This is a genomic window from Streptomyces sp. NPDC053665, assembly GCF_055585285.1.
In genome coordinates this window covers 519129-542101 of record NZ_JBVJKK010000006.1, presented here as the reverse complement: position 1 = coordinate 542101, position 22973 = coordinate 519129, and the positions used below count along the sequence as shown (strand labels likewise).

The 22973-nt window shown below is 72.8% G+C and carries 20 protein-coding genes, 1 pseudogene and 1 riboswitch; of the genes and pseudogenes, 12 read left to right on the top strand and 9 right to left on the bottom strand.

Going from position 1 to position 22973, the window contains the following annotated elements:
- The first annotated feature begins 87 nt into the window (after window positions 1-87).
- Together ACZ6ZN_RS25780 and ACZ6ZN_RS25775 are read left to right on the top strand one after the other, a co-directional pair.
- Entirely contained in the window at window positions 88-771 is a 684-nt protein-coding gene (locus tag ACZ6ZN_RS25780; protein ID WP_398108688.1) for a MerR family transcriptional regulator, read from the top strand.
- A gap of 65 nt (window positions 772-836) precedes the next feature.
- Window positions 837-2420 (top strand): annotated as a pseudogene (locus ACZ6ZN_RS25775) (DNA polymerase IV).
- Here the strand turns inward: ACZ6ZN_RS25775 and ACZ6ZN_RS25770 are convergent.
- Complete coding sequence (locus ACZ6ZN_RS25770; RefSeq protein WP_398108686.1) at window positions 2336-2713, bottom strand: PRC-barrel domain-containing protein; 378 nt, start codon at window positions 2711-2713, stop codon at window positions 2336-2338. The pseudogene ACZ6ZN_RS25775 and the gene ACZ6ZN_RS25770 overlap by 85 nt on opposite strands.
- A 113-nt stretch (window positions 2714-2826) precedes the next feature.
- Window positions 2827-2922, top strand: a riboswitch (glycine riboswitch).
- A gap of 176 nt (window positions 2923-3098) precedes the next feature.
- On the opposite strand from ACZ6ZN_RS25770, the gene gcvP reads away from it, so the two are divergent.
- A complete protein-coding gene (gene gcvP, locus ACZ6ZN_RS25765) occupies window positions 3099-5984 on the top strand; it encodes an aminomethyl-transferring glycine dehydrogenase (RefSeq protein ID WP_469649817.1) in 2886 nt (961 codons plus the stop codon).
- A gap of 123 nt (window positions 5985-6107) precedes the next feature.
- Here the strand turns inward: gcvP and ACZ6ZN_RS25760 are convergent, their stop codons facing one another.
- The 4 genes from ACZ6ZN_RS25760 to ACZ6ZN_RS25745 all read right to left on the bottom strand — a co-directional run bounded on the left by ACZ6ZN_RS25760 (window position 6108) and on the right by ACZ6ZN_RS25745 (window position 9477).
- The gene (locus ACZ6ZN_RS25760; protein ID WP_469649815.1) at window positions 6108-7184 is read right to left on the bottom strand and encodes an ABC transporter ATP-binding protein; all 1077 of its coding nucleotides are present in this window, start codon (window positions 7182-7184) and stop codon (window positions 6108-6110) included.
- Window positions 7185-7275: 91 nt separating this feature from the next.
- Window positions 7276-8121, bottom strand: coding sequence for an ABC transporter permease (locus tag ACZ6ZN_RS25755; RefSeq protein ID WP_469649812.1), 846 nt, complete (start codon window positions 8119-8121; stop codon window positions 7276-7278).
- Window positions 8118-8924: a molybdate ABC transporter substrate-binding protein gene (gene modA / locus ACZ6ZN_RS25750; RefSeq protein ID WP_469649810.1), complete on the bottom strand. Its 807-nt coding sequence runs from the start codon at window positions 8922-8924 to the stop codon at window positions 8118-8120. The genes ACZ6ZN_RS25755 and modA overlap by 4 nt, the downstream gene beginning before the upstream one ends.
- Window positions 8925-9081: 157 nt before the next feature.
- Window positions 9082-9477 (bottom strand): TOBE domain-containing protein, encoded by a 396-nt coding sequence (locus tag ACZ6ZN_RS25745; protein ID WP_398108681.1) that lies wholly within the window; start codon window positions 9475-9477, stop codon window positions 9082-9084.
- Window positions 9478-9764: 287 nt separating this feature from the next.
- Here ACZ6ZN_RS25745 and ACZ6ZN_RS25740 point away from each other — a divergent pair, with 287 nt between their 5' ends.
- The 3 genes from ACZ6ZN_RS25740 (at window position 9765) to ACZ6ZN_RS25730 (ending at window position 12898) form a co-directional block, all read left to right on the top strand.
- A complete protein-coding gene (locus ACZ6ZN_RS25740) occupies window positions 9765-11057 on the top strand; it encodes an extracellular solute-binding protein (RefSeq protein WP_469649864.1) in 1293 nt (430 codons plus the stop codon).
- A gap of 6 nt (window positions 11058-11063) precedes the next feature.
- On the top strand, window positions 11064-12062 hold the full coding sequence (locus ACZ6ZN_RS25735) for a carbohydrate ABC transporter permease (protein ID WP_469649808.1): 999 nt from the start codon (window positions 11064-11066) through the stop codon (window positions 12060-12062).
- A gap of 71 nt (window positions 12063-12133) precedes the next feature.
- A complete protein-coding gene (locus ACZ6ZN_RS25730; RefSeq protein ID WP_469649862.1) occupies window positions 12134-12898 on the top strand; it encodes a carbohydrate ABC transporter permease in 765 nt (254 codons plus the stop codon).
- 148 nt (window positions 12899-13046) lie between these two features.
- Here ACZ6ZN_RS25730 and ACZ6ZN_RS25725 read toward each other — a convergent pair whose 3' ends face one another.
- Window positions 13047-13238 (bottom strand): DUF5999 family protein, encoded by a 192-nt coding sequence (locus ACZ6ZN_RS25725; protein WP_398108678.1) that lies wholly within the window; start codon window positions 13236-13238, stop codon window positions 13047-13049.
- Window positions 13239-13670: 432 nt separating this feature from the next.
- Window positions 13671-14255, bottom strand: a complete 585-nt coding sequence (locus ACZ6ZN_RS25720; protein ID WP_398108677.1) for a hypothetical protein — start codon at window positions 14253-14255, stop codon at window positions 13671-13673.
- A gap of 551 nt (window positions 14256-14806) precedes the next feature.
- Between ACZ6ZN_RS25720 and ACZ6ZN_RS25715 the strand changes: the two genes are divergently transcribed.
- Window positions 14807-16321 carry a glutamate-cysteine ligase family protein gene (locus ACZ6ZN_RS25715; protein WP_469649805.1) on the top strand — a complete coding sequence of 505 codons (1515 nt, stop codon included), beginning with the start codon at window positions 14807-14809 and terminating at the stop codon, window positions 16319-16321.
- Between the two features lie 68 nt (window positions 16322-16389).
- Window positions 16390-17190, top strand: coding sequence for a CPBP family intramembrane glutamic endopeptidase (locus ACZ6ZN_RS25710; protein WP_451878347.1), 801 nt, complete (start codon window positions 16390-16392; stop codon window positions 17188-17190).
- Between the two features lie 50 nt (window positions 17191-17240).
- On the opposite strand, the gene ACZ6ZN_RS25705 is transcribed toward ACZ6ZN_RS25710, so the two are convergent.
- Complete coding sequence (locus tag ACZ6ZN_RS25705) at window positions 17241-18059, bottom strand: PhzF family phenazine biosynthesis protein (protein WP_469649802.1); 819 nt, start codon at window positions 18057-18059, stop codon at window positions 17241-17243.
- A gap of 174 nt (window positions 18060-18233) precedes the next feature.
- Here ACZ6ZN_RS25705 and ACZ6ZN_RS25700 point away from each other — a divergent pair, with 174 nt between their 5' ends.
- The 4 genes from ACZ6ZN_RS25700 (at window position 18234) to ACZ6ZN_RS25685 (ending at window position 21930) form a co-directional block, all read left to right on the top strand.
- On the top strand, window positions 18234-18860 hold the full coding sequence (locus ACZ6ZN_RS25700; RefSeq protein ID WP_451878304.1) for a PadR family transcriptional regulator: 627 nt from the start codon (window positions 18234-18236) through the stop codon (window positions 18858-18860).
- A 253-nt stretch (window positions 18861-19113) separates the two neighbouring features.
- Entirely contained in the window at window positions 19114-19671 is a 558-nt protein-coding gene (locus ACZ6ZN_RS25695) for a hypothetical protein (protein WP_469649799.1), read from the top strand.
- A gap of 76 nt (window positions 19672-19747) precedes the next feature.
- Window positions 19748-20752, top strand: coding sequence for an EamA family transporter (locus ACZ6ZN_RS25690; protein ID WP_469649797.1), 1005 nt, complete (start codon window positions 19748-19750; stop codon window positions 20750-20752).
- Window positions 20753-20976: 224 nt separating this feature from the next.
- Complete coding sequence (locus ACZ6ZN_RS25685; protein WP_469649795.1) at window positions 20977-21930, top strand: DMT family transporter; 954 nt, start codon at window positions 20977-20979, stop codon at window positions 21928-21930.
- Window positions 21931-22278: 348 nt separating this feature from the next.
- Here the strand turns inward: ACZ6ZN_RS25685 and ACZ6ZN_RS25680 are convergent, their stop codons facing one another.
- On the bottom strand, window positions 22279-22962 hold the full coding sequence (locus ACZ6ZN_RS25680; RefSeq protein ID WP_469649792.1) for a pyridoxamine 5'-phosphate oxidase family protein: 684 nt from the start codon (window positions 22960-22962) through the stop codon (window positions 22279-22281).
- Window positions 22963-22973 lie beyond the last annotated feature (11 nt).

The following is a 22973-nucleotide window of genomic DNA, read 5'->3' as shown; positions in this document are numbered from 1 at the left end:
TCACTCGGCGTGGCGAGTGTGGCGATCGTTGACGCACCCCGGGTGACTGCCTACCGTCGAGAAGGCAGGTCAAGGACGGAGGTCGGCGTGAGAAGCAGCGGCGGCGGTACGGCCGGGGGCGGCCCCGAGCGCAGTCTCAGGGCGAGCGGTCCGTACCCTCCCCCCGGCTCACGGCTCCGCGCGAGCGGGGCGTGTCCCCAGCCCGACAGTGCGGCCGACCACGCTGCGCAGCGACCCGTGGCGGTGCCGAGCAGCGGAGGGACGACGTCCATGGCGTCCGAGCAGATCGGTTACCGCGGCCCCACGGCCTGCGCGGCGGCCGGCATCACCTACCGGCAACTGGACTACTGGGCCCGCACGGGGCTCGTGGAGCCGAGTGTGCGCCCCGCGTACGGGTCCGGGACGCAGCGGCTGTACAGCTTCCGGGACGTGGTCGTCCTGAAGATCGTCAAGCGGTTCCTCGACACCGGGGTCTCGCTGCAGAACATCCGCACGGCGGTGCAGCACCTCAGGGAGCGCGGCTTCAGCGACCTGGAGCGGATGACGCTGATGAGCGACGGCGCCACGGTCTACGAGTGCACCTCCCCCGACGAGGTCCACGCGCTGCTGCAAGGGGGCCAGGGGGTCTTCGGGATCGCCGTGGGCGTCGTGTGGCGGGACGTGGAGAGCGCCCTGTCCCAGCTGCACGGGGAGCGCGTCGACACTGGGGAGACGCTGATCGGCTCCAACCCGGCGGACGAGCTGGCCCGGCGGCGCAACCGCGCGGTCTGAGCGGTCCCGGGCCTCCGGGGCGCCTGGGCAGGGCATTGTCAGTGCGGTAGGGCAGCATCGGAGATGTGAGAACCGCGCCCACGATCCTGCATCTCGACATGGATGCCTTCTTCGCCTCGGTGGAGCAGGCATCCAAACCGAGTCTGCGCGGGAAGGCCGTGGTCGTGGGCGGGCTGGGACCCCGGGGCGTCGTGGCGACCGCCTCGTACGAGGCCCGGGTCTTCGGGGTGCATTCGGCGATGCCCATGGGGCAGGCCCGGCGGCTGGCGCCCCACGCCGCCTATCTCGTGCCGCGCTTCATGTTCTACCGCTCCATCAGCGAGCGGGCCATGGAGCTGCTGCGGGCCCTGTCGCCGCTCGTGGAGCCCCTGAGCCTGGACGAGGCGTTCGTCGATCTGGAGGCCGGGGGAAGGGCCTGGGACGAGCGCTCCGCGCGGCTGGTCGGGGCGCAGCTGCGGGCCGACATCCGCGCCGCCACGGGCCTCACCGGGTCGGTGGGGCTGGCCGCCTCGAAGATGCTCGCGAAGATCGCCTCCGAGCAGGCCAAGCCGGACGGCCTGGTGGTGATCGAGCCGGGGACCGAGCGGGCGATGCTCGGCCCGATGTCCGTGCGGATCCTGCCGGGGGTGGGCCCGGCGACCGGCGACCACCTGCGGCGGGCCGGCATCACCACGGTCGGGGAGATCGTCGAGGCGGGTGAGGACGAACTGGTCCGGCTGCTGGGGAAGGCCCATGGGCACGGCCTGTACGCCATGGCCCTCGCCCGGGACGACCGGCCCGTGGTCGCCGAGCGGGAGGCCAAGTCGGTGTCCGTGGAGGACACCTACGACGTGGACATCCACGACCGGACCAGGGTGGGCCTGGAGGTGCAGCGGCTCGCCGACCGGTGCGTGCGCAGACTGCGGGGAGCCGGGCTGTCGGGACGGACCATCGTGCTGAAGGTGCGGCGCTACGACTTCTCGACCCTCACCCGCTCCGAGACGCTGCGCGGCCCCACGGACGACCCGGCGGTGGTCAGGGAGGCGGCGGCCCGGCTGCTGGACTCCGTCGACACCACGGGCGGAGTGCGGCTGCTCGGAGTGGGCGTCACCGGTCTCGCCGACTACACGCAGGAGGACCTGTTCGCGCAGGCGGCCGGGGAGCGGGCGGAGACGGACGGACCGGCCGAGGAGCGTGCCGCCGTACCGGCCGAGGAGCAGCCGCCGTCGCCGGCCGAGCGGCGCTGGCCCGCCGGGCACGACGTGCGTCACGCCGAGTTCGGGCACGGGTGGGTGCAGGGCAGCGGCCTGGGGCGGGTCACCGTCCGGTTCGAGACGCCCGACTCGGGGCCGGGGCGGGTGCGCACCTTCCGTGTCGACGACCCCCTGCTGGAGCCGGCGGATCCGCTGCCGCTGGTGTTATGCGGACCCGAGGGTGGCGGGGCCGCGCCGGTGCGGGACGGCGAGGAGTGCGGGGGAGCGGCCGCGGGGGAGGGCTGTGCGGCTGCCGGGCCGGAGGGCCGGCCGTCCGGGGCCGTGCGGGCGTAGGGCGGCGGGCCCGGGGCGCTGCCCGGGCCGGGCGCTGCTCAGGCCTTCGTCTCGTCCGTGCCCGCCAGCCTGCCGAAGTCGCGGTCCGGGAGCGGGGGCGGGGCGGCGATGTCCAGACCGTAGTGGTGGTAGAGCTGGAGTTCCTGCTCCGGGGAGAGGTGGCGGCCCACGCCGAAGTCGGGGGCGTCCTTGATGAGGGCGCGTTCGAAGGGCACGTGCAGCGCGCCCTCGATCAGCTCGCTGGGCTCGAGCGGGACGAACGCGTCCCTGCTGAACAGACCGGTGCGTATCGCCGCCCACTCCGGCTCGCCCGTGGCGTCGTCGAGGTACACCTCGTCGATGGTGCCGATCCTGGTGCCGTTGCGGTCGAACGCCTTGCGGCCGATCAGACTGCGCGGATCGATGTCGGTACGCACGGGCCCTCCACATGGTCGCAAGTCACCTGTAGACCTAACAAAACGGTACAAGCGGGGATGCGGCCACTCGAAGGCTCGTGCGTTGACCTCGCTGGTACGCTGACAGCGGCTGCTGACCCCGTGCGGGAGAGTCCTCCAGACACCATCGGAGGCGCCGAAGGAGCAAATCCTCCCCGGAATCTCTCAGGCACACGTACCGCACGGACGAGGTCACTCTGGAAAGCAGGGCGGGTGTCGACGGCTTCCGCTCTCACCGACGGTGAAAACCGGACGCCTTCGGGCGATCCGGTGAAGCTCTCAGGTTGAGATGACAGAGGGGGAGGCCGTCCGGGTACCCGCGCCGTGGTGCCCCTCGCAGGTCGCGTCAGACCAGGAGGCCTCCGCAATGACCGCCCACCGCATTCCGCTCTCCGAACTCGAAGAGGCAGTTCCCTTCGAGCAGCGTCACATCGGGCCCGACCACGAGGCCTGTGCCAAGATGCTGGCCCACGTCGGCTACGGCTCGCTGGACGAGCTGACGGCCGCCGCGGTCCCGGCCGTGATCAAGAGCGCCGAGGCGCTGGACCTGCCGGGCGCCCGCAGCGAGGCCGAGGTGATCGCCGAGCTGCGTTCCCTCGCCGACCGCAACCAGGTCCTCGGTTCGATGATCGGCCTGGGCTACTACGGCACCCACACGCCGCCCGTCGTGCTGCGCAACGTCATGGAGAACCCGTCCTGGTACACGGCCTACACGCCGTACCAGCCGGAGATCTCGCAGGGCCGGCTCGAGGCGCTGCTGAACTTCCAGACCATGGTCGCCGACCTGACCGGACTGCCGACCTCGGGCGCCTCGCTGCTCGACGAGGGCACCGCGGCCGCCGAGGCCATGGCCCTGTCGCGGCGCCTGGGCAAGAACAAGAAGGGCCTGTTCCTGGTCGACGCGGACGCGCTGCCGCAGACCATCGCGGTCATCGAGACCCGGGCCGAACCGGCCGGGGTCGAGGTCGTCGTGGCCGACCTCGGTGACGGCATCCCCGCCGAGATCGCCGAACGCGAGATCAACGGCGTACTGATCCAGTACCCGGGTGCCTCCGGAGCCGTGCGGGACATCAAGCTCGTCATCGACCAGGCGCACGAGCTCGGGGCCCTCGTCACCGTCGCCGCCGACCTGCTCGCGCTGACGCTGCTGAAGTCCCCGGGCGAGCTCGGTGCGGACATCGCGGTCGGCACGACGCAGCGCTTCGGCGTCCCCATGGGCTTCGGCGGTCCGCACGCCGGCTACATGGCCGTCCAGGACAAGATGGCGCGCAGCCTGCCCGGGCGGCTCGTCGGCGTGTCCGTCGACGTCGACGGGAACCGGGCCTACCGGCTGGCGCTGCAGACCCGTGAGCAGCACATCCGCCGGGAGAAGGCCACCAGCAACATCTGCACCGCGCAGGTGCTGCTCGCCGTCATGGCCGGCATGTACGCCGTCTACCACGGCCCCGACGGCCTCAAGGGCATCGCGCAGCGCACCCACCGGTACGCCACCGTCCTCGCCGCCGGGCTCGCGAACGGCGGCGTCGAGGTCGTGCACGGCTCGTACTTCGACACCGTGACCGCGCGGGTCGAGGGCCGGGCCGCCGACGTCGTGGCCGCCGCCCGGGACAACGGGGTCAACCTGCGCCTCGTCGACGCCGACCACGTCTCCGTCGCCTGCGACGAGACCACCACCCGCGCCCAGCTGCGCGCCGTTTGGGCGGCCTTCGGCGTCGAGGGCAGTGTGGAGACCCTGGACGCCGCCGCCGAGGACGTCCTCCCGGCCGCCGTGCTGCGCACCGACGACTACCTGACCCACCCCGTCTTCCACCAGCACCGCTCGGAAACGGCCATGCTGCGCTACCTGCGCAAGCTGGCCGACCGGGACTACGCGCTCGACCGCGGCATGATCCCGCTGGGCTCCTGCACCATGAAGCTCAACGCGACCACGGAGATGGAGCCGGTCACCTGGCCCGAGTTCGGGCAGCTGCACCCCTTCGCTCCCGCCGAGCAGGCCGCGGGGTACCTCACCCTCATCCACGAGCTCGAGGACCGCCTCGCCGAGGTCACCGGCTACGACAAGGTCTCCCTGCAGCCCAACGCCGGTTCGCAGGGCGAGCTGGCCGGTCTGCTCGCCGTCCGCGGCTACCACCGCGCCAACGGCGACGAGCAGCGCACCATCTGCCTGATCCCGTCGTCCGCGCACGGCACCAACGCGGCCAGCGCCGTGATGGCCGGCATGAAGGTCGTCGTCGTGAAGACCGCCGAGGACGGCGAGATCGACGTCGAGGACCTGCGGGCGAAGATCGAGCAGTACCGCGACCAGCTGGCCGTGCTCATGATCACCTACCCGTCCACCCACGGGGTGTTCGAGGAGCACGTCGCCGACATCTGCGCGCAGGTGCACGAGGCGGGCGGCCAGGTCTACGTCGACGGGGCCAACCTCAACGCGCTCGTCGGCCTCGCCAAGCCCGGGCACTTCGGCGGCGACGTCTCGCACCTGAACCTGCACAAGACGTTCTGCATCCCGCACGGCGGCGGCGGTCCGGGCGTCGGCCCGGTGGCGGTGCGCGAGCACCTCGCGCCGTACCTGCCGAACCACCCGCTCCAGCCCGAGGCCGGTCCCGAGACGGGCGTCGGACCCATCTCGGCGGCTCCCTGGGGCTCGGCCGGCATCCTGCCCATCTCGTGGGCCTACGTCCGGCTCATGGGCGGTGAGGGGCTGAAGCGCGCCACGCAGGTGGCCGTCCTCAGCGCCAACTACATCGCCAAGCGGCTGGAGCCGCACTACCCGGTGCTCTACACCGGCCCGGGCGGGCTCGTGGCGCACGAGTGCATCATCGACCTGCGTCCGCTGACCAAGGCGACCGGTGTGAGCGTCGACGACGTGGCCAAGCGGCTGATCGACTACGGCTTCCACGCGCCGACGATGTCGTTCCCCGTGGCCGGGACGCTGATGATCGAGCCGACCGAGTCGGAGGACCTGGCCGAGCTCGACCGGTTCTGCGAGGCGATGATCGCCATCCGCGCGGAGATCGAGAAGGTCGGCTCCGGCGCCTGGCCCGCGGAGGACAACCCGCTGCGCGGTGCCCCGCACACCGCCGGTGCCCTCGCCGGCGCGTGGGAGCACGCCTACAGCCGCGAGGAGGCCGTGTTCCCGGCCGGGGTGTCGGCCGCCGACAAGTACTGGCCGCCGGTCCGCCGCATCGACCAGGCCTACGGCGACCGCAACCTGGTCTGCTCGTGCCCGCCGCTGGACGCGTACGAGGACTGATCCGGCCGGCCGGACCACACGGTTCCAGGGAGGGGCTCCGCGGGTGCGGGGCCCCTCCCGGCATGTCGGATGCCGGCCGCCCCGGCGGGACGGACCCGGTGAGGGAGACCGCCGGTCCGGGTGTCACGCCGGGTAGGCGTGGGTCTGCGTCGCCTTGACCGCCGCCCACACCGGTGCCCCGGGGTGCAGATCGAGTTCCGCCGCCGCCACCGTGGTCAGGTCGGCGGTGAGGGGGAGTTCGCCGGTGAGGTCGGCGCGGATCTGGTCGCCGTGCGTCTCCAGCCCGGCGACCTCGCAGCGCCACAGGTTGCGGGCGCTGGAGCCGGCCGGGCGCTCGCGGTACAGCGTCACCGCGCCCGGCGGGAACGCCACGAAGACCGGCCCGGACAGCTCCTCGGTGGTGGTGAGGGCGGGGCCCGCGGAGAGCCGGACGGTGTGGCCCTCGGCCCGGCCCCGGTAGAGGTTGAGGCCGACGAGCCGGGCGATGTAGTCGGTCCGGGGGTGGCGGGCGATGTCCGCGGGCGTGCCCTCCTGGACGACCGCCCCGTCCTCGACGACGACCAGGCGGTCGGCCAGCACCATGGCGTCCAGCGGGTCGTGGGTGACCAGCACGGCCACGGCCTCGAACGCGGCGAGGTGCCGGCGCAGCTGGGCGCGCACCTCCAGCCGGGTCCGGGCGTCGAGGGCGGCCAGCGGCTCGTCCAGGAGCAGCAGGCGGGGCTCCGTCGCCAGGGCCCGGGCCAGGGCCACGCGCTGGGCCTGGCCCCCGGAGAGACGGCGGGGTTTGACCCCGGCGTGGTCCGCGAGGCCCATGCGGTCCAGCCACTCGGCGGCCCGGGCTCGGGCCTCGGCCTTGCCGGCGCCCCGGCAGCGCGGGCCGAAGGCCACGTTGTCCAGGGCGGTCAGGTGCGGGAACAGCAGGTAGTCCTGGAAGACGACGCCCACGGGCCGGGCCTCGGGCGGCGAGCCGTCCAGCGCCGTGCCGTCCAGACGCAGATGCCCGGAGGTGAGGGGGACGAGGCCCGCCAGCGCGCGCAGGGCGGTCGTCTTTCCGGCGCCGTTCGGGCCGAGCAGGGCCACGACGTCGCCCGGGGCGGCGGCCAGCGTGACGTCCAGCCGGAACCCGCCCCGGTCGACGAGGAGACGGGCGTCGAGCCCTTGGAGGGGGCGCCTGGGCGTGTCGTCGTCGGGACCGGTCATGGGTGTGTCGTCCAGAGGTCGGAGGGGCCGTCGTCGGGCAGTCGGCGATCGGCCCGGTGGGGGGAGCGCGCCCGGCCGCGCGTGCGGGGGGTCACGACGCCGTCATCCACCGGTCGCGCAGGGCCGCCAGCACGGCGATGGACACCGCCAGCAGCACGAGGCTGAGGGCGATCGCCGCCGCCGGGTCGTTCTGCAGGGCCAGGTAGACGGCCAGCGGCATGGTCTGCGTGCGGCCGGGGAAGTTGCCCGCGAAGGTGATGGTCGCCCCGAACTCGCCCAGGGCCCGGGCCCAGGCCAGGACCGCCCCCGCCGCGATGCCCGGGGCGATCAGCGGCAGGGTGACCCGGCGGAACGCGGTGAAGCGGGAGGCGCCCAGGGTGGCGGCGGCCTCCTCGTAGCGGGGGTCGGCGGCCCGCAGGGTGCCCTCCACGCTGATGACGAGGAACGGCATCGCCACGAAGGTCTCCGCCAGGACCACGCCCGCCGTGGTGAAGGGCAGGGTGATCCCGAACCAGGAGTCCAGCCACTGCCCCACCACGCCGTTGCGCCCGAAGGCGAGCAACAGGGCCACACCGCCCACGACCGGCGGCAGCACCAGCGGCAGGGTCACCAGGGCCCGTACGAGGCCCCGGCCGGGGAATTGCGTGCGGGCCAGCAGCCAGGCCAGCGGCACGCCGACGACGAGGCTCAGAGCCGTCGCCGCCGTGGCGCACACCAGGGAGAGCCGGAGCGCCTCCCAGACCTGCGGGCTGGTCAGCTGGTCGGGAAGGCTGCGCCAGGGCGCCCGCACCAGCAGGGCGATCAGCGGCAGGAGCAGGAAGGCCAGACCGATCACGGCTGGGACGAGCAGGGGGACCGGCACCGTCCGGGTCCGGCCCCGCGGACTGCCGCCGCGCCGACGCGTGCCGTGCGGACGGCTCTCCCGCGTGCCGGTCACGGCGCGATGAACCCGGCCCCGGACAGCACCTCGCGGCCCTCGGCGGAGCGCACCAGGGCGATGAAGGCCTTGGCGGTCTCGGGGTTGCGGGCGTCGTCGAGCAGGGCGATCGGGTAGTCGTTGACGGCGTCGGCCGACTCGGGGAAGTCCACGCCGTCCACCTTGTCACCCGCCGCCCGCACATCGGTGCGGTAGACGACGGCCGCGTCGGCCTCCTTCAGCTCGACCTTCGTCAGCGCGCTCTTGACGTCCTGCTCGTAGGAGACGGGTGTGACCTTCAGGCCGCCCGCCTTCAGGGCCTTCTGCGCGGCCGCCCCGCACGGGACCGTCCGGTCGCACAGGACGACCTTGAGGCCGGGCTTCGCGAGATCCTTCAGAGAGGTGATCTTGTCGGGGTTGCCGGGCAGGGTGGCGATCTGGAGCCGGTTGCGCACGAAGGTGGCGGGGGAGTCCGCCGTGCCCTTCCGGTCCGTCACGAGCGCCATGGTCGTGGGGCTGGCGGCGGCGAAGACGTCGGCCGGGGCGCCGCTGTTGATGCCGGCGGCGAGGCTGTCGCTGCCCCCGAAGCTGAAGGTGATCTCGGTACCCGGGTGCTGCTTCTCGAAGGCGGTGCCGAGCTTCTCGAAGCTCTCCTGGAGGGAGGCGGCGGCGAAGACGGTGACCGTGCCCGACAGCCCGGAGGAGGACGCGTCCTTGCCCGGCGCCCCGTCCGAGGAGGAGCAGGCGCTCAGGGCCAGCAGCACCGCCGCGGCCCCGCCGGCGACCTGGAGTGTCCGGCGGGTCCTCTGCGCGGAACGGATCATCTCGGGGTCGCTCCCTCTGTCTGCGGGGGGAAGAACCCGCAGGGCCCTTCCGATACGCCGATCATACTGGCGCATCTGCGAGGCATAAGTCTTCTGTCGCATCGCATGAGCGATGCGGGCGGGGGCTGTAGGTGTGTATGTGCGGGAGGCGAAGAAGTCAGACCCGGTCGATATGCACGTTTGTCGACTTCACGCGGGCCGTGGCCTCCATGCCGACCTCCAGGCCCAGTTCCTCCACGGCCTCCCGGGTGAGCAGGGAGACCAGGCGGTGCGGACCGGCCTGGATCTCCACCTGGGCGGCGACGTCCCCGAGCTTGATGGCCGTGACGATGCCCGGGAAGGCGTTGCGGGCCGAGGTGTAGGGGGCGTCGTCCTCGGGGGTGGCGGACCTGGCGAGTGCGACGGAGAAGGCGGCCAGGTCCCGTCCGTCGACGAGCCGCCGCCCGGTCTCGTCCCGGTGGGTGGTGATGCGGCCGGCGTCCGCCCAGCGCCGCGCGGTGTCGGGGCTCACGCCGAGCAGCCGTGCTGCCTGGCCGATCGTGTACGACTGCATGGCCGTCACCTTACGGCGGCGGCGCGGGCGGAGAGGGCCGCGGGACCGGTGCCCGGCTCGGTCCGCTTTCCGGGCTTCGCCGGACGGCCCGAGGGGCGCCGGGTGCGGTCGTGCGAGCCGCTGCGGAACGTTCGGAGCGGCAGCCGAATGTTTCGTGGGCGCCAACGTCCGTATCCCGTCTGAAGATTCACCGCGTACGAGGGGTTGTCACCGTTTGGCCGGTGTCTCTAGGGTGCGGCATCAACGCAGCTTTCTGAATCTCAATCGAAACTTTCGAGGAGCGCATGATGGGCCACCCGGCACTGTCCCGCCGCGGCTTCCTGGCGGCCTCCGCCGCGGCCGGGCTGGGGACCACGGCACTGACCGCATGCGGCGGGGACTCGGACGGAGGGTCGTCCGGGACGACCACCATCGAGTGGTGGAACATCTCCACCACCCAGCCCGCCAAGAGCGTCTGGGCCTCGCTCGCCAAGAAGTACGAGGCGCAGCACCCCAAGGTGAAGATAAAGATCGTCCAGCTGGAGAACGACGCCTACAAGTCGAAGATGACGGCTCTGACGGCGTCCGGGAAGCTGCCCGACATCTTCCACACCTGGGGTGGCGGCGTGCTCAAGCAGCAGGTCGACGCCGGGCTCGTCGAGGACCTCACCGACCGCACCAAGCCGTGGAGCGAGGCGCTGCTGCCGGTCGCCAAGGAGCCGTACCTGATCGACGAGAAGCTCTACGGCATCCCGTTCGACATCGGCATGATCGGCTTCTGGTACAACAAGGCGCACTTCGCCGAGGCCGGCATCGACGAGCCCCCCGCCACCTGGGACGCGTTCCTCGACGCCGTGCGGCGGCTCAAGGACGCGAAGATCACGCCCCTGGCGCTGGCCGGCAAGGAGAAGTGGCCCGGCATGTACTACTGGGCCTACCTGGCGATGCGCACCGCCGGCGCCGGCGAGTTGCAGAAGGCCTACGACGCCAAGGACTTCACCGGCGCCCCCTTTGTCGAGGCGGGTGAGCACCTCGGTGAACTCGTCGCCCTCCAGCCGTTCCAGAAGGGGTTCCTCGGCGCCGCCTACTCCACGCCCACCGGCCAGGCCGCCACCGTCGGCAACGGCAAGGCGGCCATGGAGCTGATGGGCCAGTGGGCCCCCACCGTGCAGGCCGACGCGGGCAAGGGTCTCGGCAAGGACCTCGGCTTCTTCCCGTTCCCGGCCGTCGACGGCGGCAAGGGATCCATCACCGAGGTGTTCGGCGGGGGAGGCGGCCACGCCCTGCGCCGGGGCGCCCCGCAGGAGGCCGTCGACTTCCTGGAGTTCTTCGCCTCCGAGGCCACCGACCTGGAGCTGGTCGAGAAGACCGGCGTGCTGCCCGTCGTCCCGGCCGCCGAGAAGGCGATCGCCGACCCCAACATCAAGGCCGTCCAGGCACAGCTGAAGGCGGCCACCGGATTCCAGCTCTACCTCGACCAGGCCTACGCGCCCGCCGTGGGCCAGGAGGTCAACGACAGCGTCGCCGCGCTCATCGCCGGCTCCAAGTCGCCCGGCCAGGTCGCCCAGTCCATCACCAGGACCGCGAAGGAAGAGCAGTAGCCGGCGATGACCTCCACGTTCCTGCCGGACAAACGGACCGGCCCCGGCCCCGGCGCCCCGCCCCCGCCCGTGCCGCGGACCGGGAGCCGGGCCCGGCGCCGCACGCTGCACTGGCTCACCGCGGTGGGCTTCCAGGTGCCCGCCCTCGCGCTGTTCCTCGGGCTCGTGCTGCTGCCGATGCTCTTCGCCCTGTACGTCGCGTTCTTCCGCTGGGGCGGCTTCGGCATGCCCACCGACTACATCGGCGGCGAGAACTTCACCCGGCTCCTCCAGGACGACGTCTTCCTCGGCGACCTGTGGCGCTGCCTCGTCCTGGTGGTGCTCACCCTCGTCGTCCAGTTGCCGTTCGCGCTCGCCATGGCCGTGCTGCTCAACCAGCGCATGCGCGGCCGGGCGGTCTACCGGATGCTGTTCTTCGCCCCGTACGTCCTGTCCGAGGCGATCACCGGCATCCTCTTCGGGATGATCTTCGCCCCGGACGACGGCTTCGCCGACCAGGTCCTCGGGCGGATCGGCCTGGACGGCGTGGGCGGGCAGTGGTTCGCCGACCAGTCCACCGTGATGGCGACCCTGTTCCTGGTCATGACGTGGAAGTACTTCGGCTTCCACATGATGCTCTACCTGGCCGGACTCCAGGCCGTCCCCCGGGAGCTGACCGAGGCGGCGCTCATCGACGGGGCAGGCCCCTGGCAGCGCTTCCGCAACGTCACGCTGCCGCTGCTCGCACCCACCCTGCGCATCAGCGTGTTCCTGGCGGTCATCGGCTCCATCCAGCTGTTCGACCTGGTGTGGGTCACCACCGCGGGCGGCCCCGACCACCACTCCGAGACCATGGCCGTGACCATGTTCCAGTACGGCTTCAAGCGCTACCAGGTCGGCTACGCCGGCGCGATCAGCGTGGTCATGTTCGCCATCAGTCTCGTCTTCGCCCTCGCCTACCAGCGGTTCGTGCTCCGGCGCGACCTGGAAGGGGCCACCACGACCATGCGGGGAGACGGAAAGTGACCAGTCGTCAGGCCGTGCGCAAGGGACGGAACCTCCCGCTGCACCTCGTCCTGGTCGTCGTGGGTGCGGTGATGGCCGTCCCCCTGCTCTACGCCGGGTTGTCCGGCTTCAAGACCACCGACGAGCTGTCCCGCAACCCCGTCGGGCTGCCCGAGTCCTGGGTGACCTCCAACTACTCCCAGATCCTCGGCTCGGGGGACTTCTGGCGGCTGATCGGCAACAGCACGCTGATCGCGGTGGGTACGACGGTCCTGGTCGTCGCCGTGTCGGCGCTGTCGGCCTTCTCCTTCGCGCGGTTCGCCTTCCGCGGCCGGGAGGTGCTGTTCACCCTGTTCACGCTGGGGCTGATGTTCCCGTTCGCGGTGGCGGCCCTGCCGCTGTTCCTGCTGCTGCGGTCGCTGGACCTGCTGGACAACCCGCTCGGCGTGATCCTCCCGCAGGCGGCTTTCGGGCTGCCGATGACGATCATCATCCTGCGGGGCTTCTTCCGGCAGATCCCCGGAGAGCTGGAGGAGGCCGCCACACTCGACGGGTGCAGCTCCCTCGGCTTCTTCTGGCGGGTGCTGCTGCCCATGGCGCGGCCCGCGCTCGGCACGGTCTCCGTCCTGGCGGTCGTCACCAGCTGGAACAACTTCTTCCTGCCGCTGCTGGTGTTCACCGAGTCGACGTGGTGGACGCTGCCCATCGGGGTCCAGCAGTTCCAGGGGCAGTACTCCGCGGAGTACGCCAAGGTCTTCGCCTACCTGGTGCTGGCCATGGTCCCGGCACTCGCGTTCTACTCCGTCGCCGAGCGCCAGCTCGTCGGCGGCCTGACCGCCGGTGCCACCAAGGGGTGACGTCCGCCGGTGTCCGCCCGGGTCCGTGTCCGCCCGTGGCACGCGCGGCGGATACGCGTCGGGGCCGGTGCGCGAGACGTCCGCGGCCGGCCCCTCGTGTCCCGGGCGGGGTGTCGCCCCCCGCCCGGCGGCCCTCAGGCGGCCGTCGTCACCTGGCGCCCGCCATCGGGCGGTGCGGGGCGATGACCCGGCCGTCCGGCAGCAGTTCACCGGTGTCCTCGAAGAGCACCACGCCGTTGCACAGCAGGCTCCATCCCTGCTCCGGATGGTGCGCCACCAGGCGGGCAGATTCCCGGTCGGCGGAGTGGGCGGGCGGGCACGGTGTCTGGTGCTGGCACATGGGTGGGATCTTTCGCTCTGTCGTGGTGGACGTGGTGACCGAGTCGACAGGCTCGGCCGTCGCTTGCGTTCCGCGGCTGGAAGTGTCGTCCATGGCCGCCCCCCGTCGGTGTGTTCGTCGGAACCCAGTGTTGCCCCACGGGCGTCGATCCGCAGGGATTTCGCAGCACCGCCCCTCACCGCTTCAGGACGCGTCACCCACGCGGACGGTTCATCCCAACTGCGCTGTCCCTTCGGGTGGTTCGGCGTGGCCTGATGGGGCTAGTCCGGTCGGGCCACCCGCTCCGTGCGGCTCGTACGAGCCGGGGCGTGCTCGTCGGAGCGGAGGCCGGGCGGGTAGTCGCCGAGGGGCGCGGAACGGCCGTACCCCGCCGCCGGGTCTCCGGCGACGGGGTACGGGGACGGCGTACGGGAACGTCGGTCCGCGGTGGCTTCAGGCGGGTGAGCCGAGCAGGCGGGTCGGGGTCGCCCGGTGGGTCAGCACCGGGAGCAGTTCGGCGACGCGGTGCGGGCGGTGGGCCGCGATGCCGGGCGGCGCGGGTGCCAGCGGCACGAGGAGGTCGGTGGCCGCCGGGTGCCCGTCGGCTCCGTCGGCGGCGCAGTCCTCGTGCAGCCACAGCGTCAGCATGTAGAGCCCGGGGACGGACAGCAGGCGCGGCTGGTAGGGCTGGGGCAGCGCCTCGGCCTGGCGCAGGGCGAGCTCGGTGGAGGTGATGTACGGGCCCTCGAAGAAATGGGAGAAGGTCCAGCCGTCCGGCGTCAGCATGGTGTCCGCCGCGGCGACGGCGTGCTCGCCGCAGCGGATCAGGAACCGCCACCCGGCCAGCCGGGTCGCGGACACGCCCTCGGCGGTGACCCGGTCCAGCACGTGCACGGGCAGCGGGAGCTCGGGTGTGCCGGGCACCTGGCTGCGGAGCAGGGAGGGAGTTCGCGCTTCCCGGACCGCGGTGGGCGAGGAGAGCGCAGCCAGGACGGAACGGAGTGCGGGCGCGGGAGCCGGCGGGACATGCAGCGGCATGGTGGGTCGCCTCTCATTCAAAGGCACGGTGGCGCGAGGGCGGGGGCGGACGGCGCTGTCAGCTCACGAAAGGTCAGAGAGGCAGGGGCCGGGGTCAGGGAAACGAGAGGGGGGTGGGTCCCGTCGAACATCGCCTCGACGGCAGAACCCGTCGACCGTGGGCGCCAACCTTCTGCCTTGTTCGCGAAGTTTATACGACACGGGTTCAGACTGTGTTTCGCCTAGCCGTTTCCGGTGAGTAGGACAAGGGTACATTCGGTCGGCGATACGCGAGATTAATCCCGATTCCAGGCGGGGGTACCCGGCGGTGACCTCGGAACATGTCCGCGGCGCGGTCGGCCCATTCTCGTCGGCGTTTTTCACGAGTTCGCCGGACCGGAATCCCGTCGTGCGCGTCATGCCGGGCGAATGTGCCACCGGTCACATGTGACCAGCGTAGCGGTCACCGGGACGGCCCGGGACGTTATCGATCGCTTTCGCTGGGCATCCCTTACCTGACCGGGACCCCGGCGGCCGGATCTCGGCCCGCATCATCCGAGGAGGGACGCTCAATGGGGGAGAAGGTCGTGGCAGGCCGGTTCGACCTGTCCGATCGCCAGCGCTACCGCGACAAGCTGGGTCAGTGTCTGACGGGCTTGGAGCGACTCCTGGCGGAGAAGCGGTTCGACCGCCCCAAGAACCTCATGGGGCTGGAGATCGAACTGAATCTGGCGGGTGCCGACGGCATGCCGAAAATGTTGAACAAGCAAGTCCTCGAACGCATCGCGAGCCGCGACTTCCAAACCGAGCTCGCCATGTTCAACCTGGAAGTCAACATCCCCCCGCACCGGGTGGACGGCCGGGTATTCGACCGGCTCGCGGAAGAACTCCGTACGTCACTGGCATATGCGGACCGGAAAGCGGCCGAGGTCGACGCCGGCATCGTGATGATCGGTATTCTGCCGACGCTCGACCGTGACGACCTGGTCTCGTCGAACCTCTCCGACGTCGACCGCTACACCCTCCTCAACGACCAGATCGTGGCCGCCCGCGGCGAGGAGTTCACCCTCGACATCGAGGGAGTGGAGCACCTCCGGTGCACCTCCAAGTCCATCGCGCCCGAGGCGGCCTGCACCTCCGTGCAGCTGCACCTCCAGGTGACCCCGTCCCGCTTCGCCGACGTGTGGAACGCGGCCCAGGCGGTCGCCGCCGCGCAGATCGCCGTCGGCGCCAACTCGCCCTTCCTGTTCGGCCGCGAGCTGTGGCGCGAGTCGCGGCCCCCGCTGTTCCAGCAGTCCACGGACACCCGCCCGCCGGAGCTCCAGGCCCAGGGCGTGCGCCCGCGCACCTGGTTCGGCGAGCGCTGGATCTCCTCCGCGTACGACCTGTTCGAGGAGAACCTGCGCTACTACCCGGCGCTGCTGCCGATCTGCGACGACGAGGACCCGCTCGAGGTCATCGACCGGGGCGGTGCGCCCTCGCTCGCCGAGCTCGTCCTGCACAACGGCACGATCTACCGCTGGAACCGTCCGGTGTACGAGGTCGCCGACGGCGTTCCGCACCTGCGCGTGGAGAACCGCGTCCTGCCCGCCGGGCCGACGGTCGTGGACATCGTCGCCAACGCGGCGTTCTACTACGGCGTCGTCCGAGCCCTCGCCGAGGAGAGCCGGCCGGTGTGGACGCGGCTGCCGTTCGAGGCGGCCGCCGCCAACTTCGACGCCGCCTGCAAGGACGGCATCGACGCCCGCTTCACCTGGCCCCGCGGCCGCCACGGCGGCGTCACCCAGGTCGACGCGGTGAACCTGGTCCGCGACGAGCTGCTCCCGCTCGCCGAGGCGGGCCTGGACGCCTGGGGCGTCGAACCGGCCGACCGCGACCTGTATCTGGGCGTGATCGAGGAGCGCTGCCGACGCCGCACGAACGGGGCGACCTGGCAGGCCGCGACCTTCCACCAGGCCCTCGACGCGGGCCTCGGCCGGGAGGACGCGCTGGCCGCCACCACCCGGCGCTACCGCGAGCTGATGCACAAGGGCGACCCGGTGCACAGCTGGCCCCTGGGACTGCCCGAGCCGGTGTCGCTCGGCTGAGGGCGCCCACCGGGCCGCGTCCCGCTGCCGCCATACTGATCCGACAGGTCGGTGAAGTGGAGGCGGGTGTGCAGGCGGAGGCGAGCCCGGTGGGCGATCCCCTACCCCGGCAGGGGCTCTCGCGAGGGATGCTGCGCAGCGAGACGCTGCTGGTCCTCGCGCTGTCGCTCGGGGCGAGCGGGGTGTCCGCGCTCATCAGCTTCATCGGGTCGGTCACCCGGCCCGGCGGGCTCAAGGACCAGGCGGCCACCATGAACGCCTCGGCCGCGCCCGGCCGCCCCTGGCTCGACCTCGCCTGGCAGCTGTTCGGGATCACCACCGCGCTGGTGCCCGTCGCCCTCGTCGCCCACTTCCTGTTGCGCGAGGGCGCGAGCCTGCGCACCCTCGGCTTCGACCGCACGCGTCCGTGGCCCGACCTCGGGCGCGGCGCGGCGGTCGCCGCGGTCATCGGCAGCACGGGCATCGCCTTCTACCTCGCGGCCCGCGGCCTCGGCTTCAACCTCACCGTGGTGCCCGAGGCACTGCCCGACGTGTGGTGGAAGTACCCGGTCCTGATCCTGTCGGCGATCCAGAACGCCGTGCTGGAGGAGGTCATCGTCGTCGGGTACCTGCTGCGCCGTCTGGGGCAGCTGGGCTGGACGCCGACGGCCGCGCTGGTGGGCAGTTCGGTCCTGCGCGGCTCGTACCACCTGTACCAGGGCATCGGCGGCTTCGTCGGGAACATGGTCATGGGCGTCGTCTTCGTCCTTCTCTACCGCCGCTGGGGCCGGGTCGGTCCCCTCGTGGTGGCGCACGCGCTGCTCGACATCGGGGCGTTCGTCGGGTACGCGCTTCTGGCGGGCAAGGTGGGCTGGCTGCCGACGGCGTGAGGCCGGCGCGCCAGGGGCGTACGACGGTTGTCGTACGCCCCTTCGGTGTCTCAGGCCAGCAGACGGCCGTCGAGGACCGTGACCGCCCGGCCGGTGAGCAGGGTGCGGCCGTCGCGCAGCCGGGTGTGCACGCGGCCGCCTCGGGGTGAGGCCTGGAGGCCCGTGAGGGAGGGGTGGCCGAGGCGCCCGGACCAGAACGGGGCCAGTGCGGTGTGGGCGCTGCCCGTCACCGGGTCCTCGTCGATGCCGACGTTCGGGAAGAAGCAGCGCGAGACGAAGTCGTAGCCCAGGGACGGGTCCGCGGCCCGCGCCGTGGCGATGACGCCGCGCTCGGAGTGGGCGGCGAGGGCCCGAGGGTCGGGACGGAGGCCGCGGACCGTCCTCTCGTCGGCGAGTTCGACCAGCAGGTCGCCGACGTCCGGGCCGGTGTCGAGGACGGTGAGCGGTTCGGCGCCCAGGGCCGTGGCGAGGCCGGCGGGCGGATCGGCGGGGGTGAGCGGTGCCGTCGGGAAGTCCAGCGTCACGGAGCCGTCCGGTGCCGGCGCGGCGGCGAGCACGCCGCTGCGGGTGGCGAAGCGCACCGGGCCCTCGTGGGCGCCGGTGGTGTGCAGGACGTGGGCGGTGGCGAGGGTGGCGTGCCCGCACAGGGCGACCTCGGTGGCCGGGGTGAACCACCGCAGGGCCCAGTCGGCTCGTCCGCCCGGGGGAAGGGGGTGGGCGAAGGCCGTCTCGGCGTGGTTGACCTCCCGGGCGACGTCCTGCAACCAGGTGTCGTCCGGGAAGGCGTCCGCGTCGGGCAGGAGCAGTACTCCCGCCGGGTTGCCGGTGAAGGGCCGGTCGGTGAAGGCGTCGACGATTCGGATCCGCATGCCCCGACGCTAGGTCCTGGGTGAAGCCGCAGGCCAAGGCCAATCCCCGATGCGCGGACCGCTCCGGATGGGCACGCGTGCCGGACGCGGAGAAGGGCGGGCCTTGTCGGACACATGTTTCCGATATATCGTTGAAGCATCGCGACAGATCAACGATGGAATGGAGTGGTGGCGATGCGTACCCATGGTTTCGAGCACGGACACGGACACGGTGGACACCGGCACGGCCTCGGCGGGTTCGAGGGGCTGCGCGCGGCCTTCGGTCCCTTCGGCCCGGGAGGCCCCGGCTGGGGCGGACCCGGCGGGCCGGGCTTCGGTCCCGGCCCCTGGGGCGGGCGCGGGCGCGGCGGGCCCAGGGGCCGTGCGCGGCGCGGTGACGTACGGGCCTCGATCCTGGCCCTGCTGAAGGACCGGCCGATGCACGGCTACGAGATGATCCAGGAGATCGCCGAGCGCAGCGGCGGGGCGTGGAAGCCCAGCCCCGGCTCGGTCTACCCGACCCTTCAGCTGCTGGAGGACGAGGGCCTGATCGTCAGCGAGTCGGAGGGCGGCAAGAAGCTGTTCTCCCTCACCGAAGCAGGCCGGGAGGCCGCCGGCGAGGGGCCTGAGGCGCCCTGGGAGGAGGCCTCTCGCGGGGTCGACTGGGAGGCGCTCGGCGAGATCCGCCAGGCCGGGTTCGGCCTGATGGAAGCCTTCGGGCAGGTCTGGAAGACCGGCAGCAAGGAGCAGCGGGAGAAGGCGCTCGGCGTCATCAACGAGGCGCGCAAGAAGCTGTACCTGATCCTCGCCGACGAGGACTGAGGCGGGTCTGCGGCAGGCGCCCCTGGAGGAATCCGGGGGCGCCTGCGTGTGTGCCGGAGGGTTCCGCGGGCGTCTGCACGTGTGCCGGCGGGCCCGGTTCCGCCGGCCGCCCCTCGTGCCGGGAGGCGAGGCAGGCCGGTCTGATCTCCTCCGCAAGGAGGAGATTCGGGCCGGTCGCGTCCACTCCCCGTGGGACGCGGAGATGGTTCCCGCCGGGGATGACCCGGGCGGGCGGGGCTGATGGGGTGGGGGTGTGCAATCCCCGCAACCCCCGATCCCTCGGCAGTCGGCCCGGGAGCCCGATGCCCGGCGCTCCGACAACGATGCCGAACCCGGTGACGCACTGGCCCCCGTGATCGGCGGAGCCCGCCGCCGGGCGGTCCGGGACGGGGACCGGCAGGTCGACACGGCCCATCTGCTGCACTCCCTGCTGGAGTCCGACCCCGCCGTGCGAGCCGCCTTCGGCGACGGGCCGCGGATCGCGCGGCTGCTCGGCTACCTCGTCCAGCGCAGCATCGGCTACGGACTGCGCTGGCAGGGCCGGGTCGAGGACTCGGGCGCCCTGCCCGCGGCGCCCGGAGCGACGGGCTTCTCGCCGCTCGCGTCCGCGTCGCTGGAGGAGGCCCGGGAACGGGCCGCCGCGCGGGGCGGACAGGCCCGCGGCACCGACCTGCTGGCCGCGCTCCTGGCCGACCCCCAGGCGCGTGCGGTCGAGGTGGTCCGGCGCGCCGGGATCGACCCGCGCGAGGTGTGCCCCCTGATCGGGGACCGGCCCGGCGCCGCGGAGGAGTGCGGCGAGACCGGCCGCTGAGCAGCCGCGCTCCGGTCGTCCACGGTATGAGACAGGTGTCATAAGGGGTGACGCTCCTGTCGGGGCCTGTCATCATGTGCCGGTGTGTACGACTGACAGCAGCGCGAGCGGACGCGGCAGGGGAGTGGGGCTCAGCCTCGCGCTCGGCTCCGCGGTGGCCTTCGGCGGGTCCGGTGTCGCGGCCAAGCCGCTGATCGAGGCGGGCCTCGACCCGCTGCACGTGGTGTGGCTCCGGGTCGCCGGGGCGGCCCTGGTGATGCTGCCGCTCGCCGTGCGGCACCGGGCCCTGCTGCGCCGGCGCCCCGGGCTGCTCGCCGGGTTCGGCCTGCTGGCGGTCGCAGGCGTCCAGGCCTGCTACTTCGCGGCCCTGTCCCGGATCCCCGTCGGGGTCGCGCTGCTCATCGAGTACCTGGCGCCCGCGCTCGTGCTGGGCTGGGTGCGCTTCGTCCAGCGGCGGCCCGTGACCCGTGCCGCCGCGGTCGGCGTCGTCCTCGCGGTCGGCGGCCTCGCCTGCGTCGTCGAGGTGTGGTCGGGTCTGCGCTTCGACGTCCTGGGCCTGCTGCTCGCCCTCGGTGCCGCCTGCTGCCAGGTCGGCTACTTCGTCCTGTCCGACCAGGGCAGCGACGCCGGTGAGGAGACGCCCGACCCGCTCGGCGTCATCGCCTACGGGCTGCTGGTCGGCGCGGCCGTCCTCACCGTGGTCGCCCGGCCCTGGAGCATGGACTGGTCGGTGCTCACGGGCACCGCGCACATGGACGGCACACCCGTCGCCGCGCTCGCCCTGCTGGCCTGGATCGTCCTGGTCGCCACGGTCGTCGCGTACGTGACCGGCGTGATCTCCGTACGGCGGCTCTCGCCGCAGGTCGCCGGGGTGGTGGCCTGCCTGGAGGCGGTCATCGCCACCGTCCTGGCCTGGGTGCTGCTGGGCGAGCACCTGTCCGCCCCGCAGATCGCCGGTGGTGTGATCGTGCTGGTGGGGGCGTTCATCGCGCAGTCCTCCGCGCCCGCGAAGGGAGCGGAGCAGCCGGTGGCCCGGGGTGGTCCGGAAAGGGAATTGTCCCGGCGCGGAAGCAGCGCATAGGGTGTCGATCATGCCTTCCGACGCACTCGTTCTCCCGCCTCCGGCCGCCTGAGGCGGGCCCTCCGGAAACCGCGCCCGGCGCTCTCGCCGCCGCGTTGAACGGTGCTGCCCGCAGACGAAGTCCGCGGACCCCGCCGGTCCATCGACCCGGGGCCCCTTCCGAACTTCCGCGCACCGCCGCCCTCCGTCATGACGGCGTGCCGTGCGCTCTGCGGAGAGAACACGTGTCGAACACCGCCACCGGCCTGCCCGTGGGGCGAGGCCTCCTCTACCTGATCGTCGCCGGTGCCGCCTGGGGCACCGCGGGCGCGGCGGCCTCCCTGGTCTACCGGGCCAGTGACATGGGGCCCGTCGCCCTCTCCTTCTGGCGCTGCGCCGCCGGACTGGCCGTCCTCCTCGCCGTCCGCGCGCTGCGGCCGCGCACCGGCCCGGCACCCGTGCGCGAGCCCCTCGGCCGCAGAGTCACGCGGTCCGGCGTCACCGGGCTCGGGCTCGCCGTCTTCCAGACGGCCTACTTCGCCGCCGTCTCCGCCACGGGACTGGCCGTGGCCACCGTGGTCACCCTCGGCGCCGGGCCGGTGCTGATCGCCCTCGGCGCGCGGCTGACCCTGGGGGAACGGCTCGGCCGCGGCGGCACCACCGCCGTCGCCGGCGCCCTCGCGGGCCTGGCGGTGCTCGTCCTGGGCGGTGGCGGCGCGACCGTGCGCCCGTCCGGAGTGCTGCTCGCGCTCCTGTCGGCGGCCGGGTACAGCGCGATGACGCTGCTCACCCGCCGCTGGGGCCGCGACGGCGGGGCCGACTCCGCCCGGACGACCGTCGGGGCGTTCGCCGTGACGAGCCTGTGCCTGCTGCCCTTCGCCTCGCTGGAAGGGCTGGTTCCGCACACCGACGCGCCAGGCCGGCTGCTGCTCCTGCTGGTGTACGTCGCCGCCGTGCCGACGGCCCTCGCCTACGGCCTGTACTTCGCGGGCGCGGCCGTCGTACGGTCGGCCACCGTGTCGGTGATCATGCTGCTGGAACCGGTGAGCGCTGCCGCGCTGGCCGTCCTGCTGCTCGGTGAGCACCTCACGGGAGCCACGATGGCCGGGACCCTGCTGATGCTCGGATCGGTCACCGGTCTCGCGGTCGCGGAGGCGCGGGGCGCCCGCCCGGAGAGGGCGCCCGTGCCGCTCGGCTGAGGCGCGGGGCTCGGAGGTCCCACCGGCAGCGGAGGCGCTTCCGCGCCCGGGCGGTCACCCGGGCCGCCGCGGGCCGAGAGGCCCGCGGCGATCCGCTCCCGCACCGGGGCCGGGCTCGCGGGCCACGGGAGGAACCCGGCCGGTGCGCGTTCGTCCCTGCGCGACGCAGGGCGCGGATCCCCGCGAGCATCCGGCTGTGTGGTTCGTCGCTACCGCCGACCGCCGACCGCCGACCGCCGACCGCCGACCGCCGACCGCGGCGGGTGGCCCTGGAGCCGGGCGGCCGCGTGAGGGCTCGTCGGCACGCCGTGCCCGGGAGGGAGGGCAGGGGCCGCGGGCGGATCGGCGTCACAGGGTCCGCAGGTAGCCGGGCAGCGCGGTGCCGGGGGCGAGATCCGGGTCGGGGAGCGGGGCGCCGTAGGTCGGGCGCACCGGGACGACCCCGGCCCAGTGCGGGAGGGCCAGGTCCTCTGGCTCGTCGTTCACCCCACCGGTGCGGAGCTTGGCGGAGACCTCGTCGAGGTCGAGGCGGATCACCGCCGTGGCGGCCAGCTCCTTCTTGTTCGCCGGGCGGGAGTCGGCGGAGCGCCCGGCGACGACGTGGTCGACCAGGGCGTCCAGCGCCTCGCGCTTCTCCTGCGGGTCCGTCACGTCGTACGCGATGCCGTGCACCACCACCGAGCGGTAGTTGATCGAGTGGTGGAAGGCCGAACGCGCCAGGACCAGGCCGTCGACGTGGGTGACCGTCAGGCACACCGGCAGGCCCGGGTCCGCCTGGCCGGCCGCCCGCAGCGGGCGCGAGCCCGTGGAGCCGTGCACGTAGAGCCGCTCGCCGACCCGGGCGTACAGCGTGGGCAGGACGACCGGCGCGCCGTCCCGGACGAAGCCCAGATGGCAGACGTAGGCCTCGTCGAGTATCGCGTGCACCAACTCCTTGTCGTAGGAGGCCCGTTCCGCGGAGCGCGTGGGGACGGTGCGCTCGGTCCGGGGGTAGGCGGTGTCGGTCTGCGGCGTCTGCGCGGGCCCCTGCATGGCGCTCTCCA